Raw genomic sequence first — 6,000 nt, forward strand, 5'->3', positions numbered from 1 at the left:
TATTTAATATGTAATAATAAAAGGAGTTTAAAATTATGAAAATCATCAAAAAAATTTCAAGTAAATTATTAATTATGTTTATGACATTATGTTTAATTATTTCTTTTTCTCCAAATATAACAGCTTTTGCAGATTCATTTAAGGTTGTTACATTAGGTGGAAATTTAACACAAGATCAAAAGAATCAAATGCTTGATTACTTTAAAGTCACTAAAAATGATGCAAATATTTTAGAAATAACAACAGCTGAAGAACAAAAATACCTTGGAAATGTTGCATCTCCAGCTCAATTAGGTAATAAATCTATTTCTTGCTCTTATGTTGAACCAACAAGTAAAGGTGGACTAACTATTTCTACATATAACCTTACATGGGTTACAGAAGGAATGATAAGAAATGCTTTAATTACAGCTGGGGTAGAAAATGCCAATGTAGTAGCTGCTGCACCATTTAAAGTTTCTGGTACTGCTGCACTTACTGGTATTCTAAAAGGATTTGAGAATAGTTCTGGTGGTTCTAAAATTGATGAAGAAAAAAAAGAAGTTGCTAACGAAGAAATTGTCGTTACAGGTGGTCTTGGAGATAAAATCGGACAAGATGAAGCAGCCAAATTGATAAATGATGTAAAAAAAGATGTCGTTAAAGAAAAACCTAAAACTGATAAAGAAATTGAAAAAATAGTTGAAAAAGCAGTTAAAGAATATAAAGTTGAACTTAATGATGAAGATAGACAAACTATTAATTCTTTAATGACTAAAATAAATGGATTAGATCTTAATTATAATAAAATTAAAAATCAATTAAATGATGCTGCAAGTAAATTAAAAGAAAAATTAAATAGTGAAGAAGCTCAAGGATTTTTTGCTAAGGTTAAGGAATTCTTTTCTAATTTCTTTCAAGCAATATCAGATTGGTTATCAAGTGATTCAAACAATGATACTGAATCTACCAAAAACAATACTGAATCAGTAACTTCAGTAAATAATGAAAATTCTACTAAAAATAACAATTCAGAAAATACATTAAACAAAGTAACTCAATAATAAAAAACTTTAGTTTAAAAAAATATAATAAATTTCTTTAATATTTCACATACTAGTGATGACGTTTAGTTTAATGAAATATTAACAAATTACATTAAAAAGGAGATTTATTATATGAAAAAAGCATTAATAAAATCTATAGCTTGTTCTCTTTGTATTATTAGTGTGACAACAGTTATTCCTCAAAAAGTTAATGCTACAACTTTAACTTCAAGCATAAGCTATTTTAATAACAATGATTCTTCAACTGATAAACACAATGGTAGTTGGATCTTTGATAAAGATAATTTAAACTATCTTTCAAAAAAGGAAAAGAAACAATTAGAAGAAATTAAAAAGCTTAAAGATAAAGGTGAGGAAATTTCAGAGGAACAACAAAAGCAATTAGCTGATATAAAAGAAACTGTTTTAAAGAAAAAATTAGGTGACGAAAAATATAAAGATTTTAAAGCACTAATAGAAAAGAAACACTGTAAAAAAGAACTTACTGAGGAAGAACAAGCTAAATTAAAAGAATACAAAAATATTATAAGATCATCAAAAAAAGAATCTAATCGTGCAACATTTAAAGACTTTTTAAGATAATCATTAAAGCAGAGAAATAGTTATTTTAGGCTAATTCTCTGCTTAATTTTTTTATTTTAGCTCTATTTTAAATTATAAATAAGTTTCAATATCTATTTGTTTTTTAACTTCTTCTAATCCAACTCTATCTATATAGTCGCCTAATCTTTCTCTAGACGTAGCATTTCCTGCATAAATTTGAATTATTTTTTCAACTAATGGAAATAACTTTTCTTCTGACACATTCATTGCAATTTTATCTGCAAGTCTTGGTTTTAATCCACCTTTTCCACCAATTTGAACTACCCAGCCTTTAGGCATTCCATATATACCAATATCTTTTATATGATTATCTGCACAACTTTGTGGACATCCACTAACTCCTATTTTAAGCTTATTAGGTAAATCTTTACCATGGTATAATCCATCAAGCTTACTTCCAATTGCTACTGAATCTTGTAGTCCTTTTTTACAAAAAGTTGTTCCCGGACATACTTTAACGCTTCTTACACATAATCCAACAGCTGCTCCTGGTTTCATACCTAAGTCTTTCCATGCATTATCTATTTCTTCTTCTTTTATTCCAACAAGTGCAATACGTTGAGCTCCTGTTACTTTTACAGCTTTAACCTCATATTTTTCTGCGACATCAGCTAATGTTCTTAATTGTTCTGGTGTTATAAGACCTGCTGTTAAATGAGGTGCTATAGCATATGTTTCCTTATCTCTTTGTAAAACTGCTCCCTTGTCTAATAAATCTTTTTTCATGTTTAATGCCTCCCTAATAATACTACAAGTAATTACAATAGTATTTTATCATACTAATTTTTTCCGGTAAACCATTATTTTTTACTATAATTTCTTCATTAATAATTATTTCCTCTTGTTTTGCAATTTCTTTATTTATATTTTTCACATTTAAAAGATTTTATATTCTCTTTAATTTTTGGCTATGTTTTAAAACAGTGTTGATATTTTAGTATAAGCTCATGGACAGAGGAATTTACTTTAAGAATACTAAAATATCAACATTCACTTAAAACATAGCTTATTTTTTTACAAATAAAGGCTATATCAACACTCTACTAAAACATAACATAAATAAAAAATGTACTCTGTATATTTCAGAGTACATCTATAATAAAAGTATTTATTTTCATTTGCCTAATTAAAATTTTCTTTTTTAATCTTATTTACTAAATTCAATACAAAACATATCATCATTACATTTATAGGAATCATTATTAAATTCTTAAAGGCTCTTATTGGTAAAAGTACATAAAATGCCTTACCTCCCAAGATAGATAACCAAAAAGTATTCATAACTATATCTACAAGAATCACTGAAATAATATTAGCAAATGCACATCTTGTTAAAGTAATTTTTTTCTTGTACAAAATGCTTCCATATATTAATCCAGACATCATTGCCGATAAAGTAAATCCTACAAAAAATGCACCTTTAGGATTTATTAAATAATTAAGAACATCGGATAATCCTCCACACATTGCACCTACAACAGGACCAAATAGCATACTTATAGTTACAGATGCTAAAAATTCAAAACTAAGATGTAGAAACGGTGTGATTTGAATTGTAAACAAATCTAAAATAAGCTTTATTGTTATTAATAACGAAGCCGTAACTAGATTTCTTACATTTTTTAGTTCTTTTGATGAATTTAAAATTAAAGTATAAAAATTTCTCATACAGAATCCCCCCTTTAATTATATTTGCTGAATAAAAAAGAGGGTTCCTCTTTAATATTAACAGCGGAATGCAATATTTACACCGCAAACAAAAGTTTTTCGTTTAAGAGGCAACTTCCCGTCCTCTTAACACTTAACGCGCAAATATCTACTCTGTCAATTAAGAAATTATGTGCTAATTTTATCAAAGCTATTAATTTTTGTCAACACTTTATCGTGATAAAGTGTTATAAAATAAATTGTTCTATTATTAAATCTTTATTTTCTTTTAAATCTAAAAATTCATTTTCCAAAAATACAAAAGGTCGATCTAATTCATTAATATTCATTTGTACTATCTTAGCTATTTTATTGTTATTTAACTTAACTTCTCTTCCAATATAATAATTTACTATATGTTCTAAAAATATATTACAATAATTATAATCTAACTTACCAAAGCTTTCTTCCTTAATTATTTGTATTGCTTCAAAAGGAGACTTTTTATTTCTATAGCATCTATTAGAGTTTATTGCCTCAAAAACATCTGCTATTGCAATAACTTTTGCAAAATCAGGTATTTTATCACCTGTAATTCCTAATGGATAACCACTTCCATCTTCTCTTTCATGATGTAATAATATCGATTGAGAGACTGATTTATCTAAAAAGTTAATTTTTTTAATTATCTTATATCCTAAAACAGGATGTTCTTTAATCTTTTTTAAATCCTTTGAATTTAATCTGCCACTCTTATTGATTATTTTATCGTCTATTTTACATTTTCCAATGTCATGTAAAAGTGCTGAATATATTAATAATTTTATCTTATTTTCTTCAAAACCAATCCATTTTCCAAGTAAACTACTTATAGATGCTACATTTAAACTATGTCTATATATAGAATCGTTTTCACTGCCATAAAAAAGTAGATTATCTATCAATATCTCTGGTATTTTAATAACATTCTGTAGTTCAGATATTAATTTTCTAATTTCTTTAAGAGAATCTTTTTGTAACTCAACAGTATTATCTAGAACATCATGTAAATCTTCACATATTTCATTTAATTTATGCTCTACTTTTTTAAATTCTCGTTCTGAATTTTTCTTACTATTTTCTGCTTTTTCTAATGAGTCCTCTCCATAAACCCATACTTCATCTATATTATATAAAGTTTGTAATTTATTAAGAATTTTATCACTTATAACAACATTTTTTGATAATAATACATTGTTATTTTCCTGTACGTCTTCCCCTATTACCATTCCAGTTTTTAAATCACTTATTTTTAAAAGCATTAATTTTTTTTCCACCCTAATCACCCATACTTAAATTATTCATCTAATATTAATAGTTTATTATAAAATTTATCTTATATAATGATATTCTACAATTATTAATAATTACCCTTTTTATACTTTAAAAGTAAAAAAAATCATTTCGAACAATCAAAATGATTTTTTATCTAAATACTAATTTTTATTTTCAAGATAGTCTTTTAATTTTTGAAGTAATAATATTATTCCGCCACCTATTACAAAGAACATTATATTAAACGTATGTAAATCCATAGGTGGTTTAGGAACTTCTAATGATGTTGGTCCCATAAATACTGCATATATTGATCCAATCATAAGTCCTAAAATTAAGTATATTGTTTGTGATCTATAATTACTTAATAAATACTTTACACCCTTTATAGTAATCATTATCCCAAAAAGAACTCCAAAACCAAATACAATGCATACAAGTAAATAATCAAAGTTAAGTTTTAATACCTCTTTTACCGCATTCATTATTGGTGCATACAATCCGAAAATCAAAAGTAAAGTTGAACCAGATATTCCTGGAAGAACCATAGCTGAAATAGCCACCATAGCTACTATAAATATGTATGCTCCTAATCCTAAAGTTAATTTATCTAATGACATGCCAACTGCATTTTCTGCATTTGAAACTGGATTAAAATACGTTAGTAATACTACTATGAATATACCTACTAAAGCAAAAAATATATTTTTATATCTATTTATAATAGAATTTTTCTCTTCCTTGATAATTATTGGTATTGAAAATATTATGAACCCAATGAATAATGAACTTATTTTATAAATTTCTTTATCAAAAATTGATGTTAAAAATAATACAGAAGATACAAATCCCACAATCCATCCTATCCCTAATTTGAATAGAAATTTAGCTGCTTCTATTTTCTCTTCTTTTTTTCCTGAAATAACATTACTTAATGAGTTAATGAATTTATCATAAAATCCTAAAATAAATGCTATAGTACCTCCAGATACTCCAGGAACACTATCTGCAAGTGCCATGCAGAACCCTCTTATAAAGTTTATTATATACATTTTTCAATCTCCTTGCTTTTTATTTGATTGTTTTACAATTATACTATACTATAATCTCAGCTTATTTTTAATGTTTTTAACTTATTTTTAATAATTATGTCTTAAAATAAGGCTCTGTTTTAAATATGTGTTAATATATGCAATAGGTGAAGTGGCATTGTAATTGGACTTTGAGAATCGTTAAGTGAGAATCTAAATTTTATATTTAGCTTTTCGAACTTACTCAGCGAAGTCGAGTTTCCTTTTTATATTCATATTTACTGCTTGTCTCAATTTTATATTGGGAGCAAGCTAAAATGGGACTATACTCATTTTAGTATTCCTAAGTTCAATTACTC

General features: G+C 26.0%; 6 protein-coding genes and 1 riboswitch. Of the genes, 2 read left to right on the top strand and 4 right to left on the bottom strand.

Features of this window, described 5'->3' with window-relative positions; translation table 11 throughout:
- The first annotated feature begins 35 nt into the window (after positions 1 to 35).
- Together RGC78_RS13570 and RGC78_RS13575 are read left to right on the top strand one after the other, a co-directional pair.
- Positions 36 to 1,043, top strand: a complete 1,008-nt coding sequence (locus RGC78_RS13570) for a DUF1002 domain-containing protein (RefSeq protein ID WP_252213990.1) — start codon at positions 36 to 38, stop codon at positions 1,041 to 1,043.
- Between the two features lie 114 nt (positions 1,044 to 1,157).
- Entirely contained in the window at positions 1,158 to 1,628 is a 471-nt protein-coding gene (locus RGC78_RS13575) for a coiled-coil domain-containing protein (protein ID WP_252213992.1), read from the top strand.
- Positions 1,629 to 1,700: 72 nt separating this feature from the next.
- On the opposite strand, the gene RGC78_RS13580 is transcribed toward RGC78_RS13575, so the two are convergent.
- From RGC78_RS13580 to RGC78_RS13595, 4 genes are all read right to left on the bottom strand, one after another.
- Positions 1,701 to 2,375 (bottom strand): ferredoxin-like domain-containing protein, encoded by a 675-nt coding sequence (locus tag RGC78_RS13580; RefSeq protein WP_252213994.1) that lies wholly within the window; start codon positions 2,373 to 2,375, stop codon positions 1,701 to 1,703.
- A gap of 396 nt (positions 2,376 to 2,771) precedes the next feature.
- Positions 2,772 to 3,317, bottom strand: coding sequence for a folate family ECF transporter S component (locus RGC78_RS13585; protein ID WP_252213995.1), 546 nt, complete (start codon positions 3,315 to 3,317; stop codon positions 2,772 to 2,774).
- A gap of 59 nt (positions 3,318 to 3,376) precedes the next feature.
- A riboswitch (THF riboswitch) is annotated at positions 3,377 to 3,475 on the bottom strand.
- Between the two features lie 69 nt (positions 3,476 to 3,544).
- On the bottom strand, positions 3,545 to 4,612 hold the full coding sequence (locus tag RGC78_RS13590; protein WP_252213996.1) for an HD-GYP domain-containing protein: 1,068 nt from the start codon (positions 4,610 to 4,612) through the stop codon (positions 3,545 to 3,547).
- A gap of 159 nt (positions 4,613 to 4,771) precedes the next feature.
- On the bottom strand, positions 4,772 to 5,662 hold the full coding sequence (locus tag RGC78_RS13595) for a DUF368 domain-containing protein (protein ID WP_252213997.1): 891 nt from the start codon (positions 5,660 to 5,662) through the stop codon (positions 4,772 to 4,774).
- Positions 5,663 to 6,000: the final 338 nt, after the last annotated feature.

The sequence above is a fragment of the Clostridium aquiflavi genome (assembly GCF_031344075.1).
Taxonomy (GTDB): Bacteria; Bacillota; Clostridia; order Clostridiales; family Clostridiaceae; genus Clostridium; species Clostridium aquiflavi.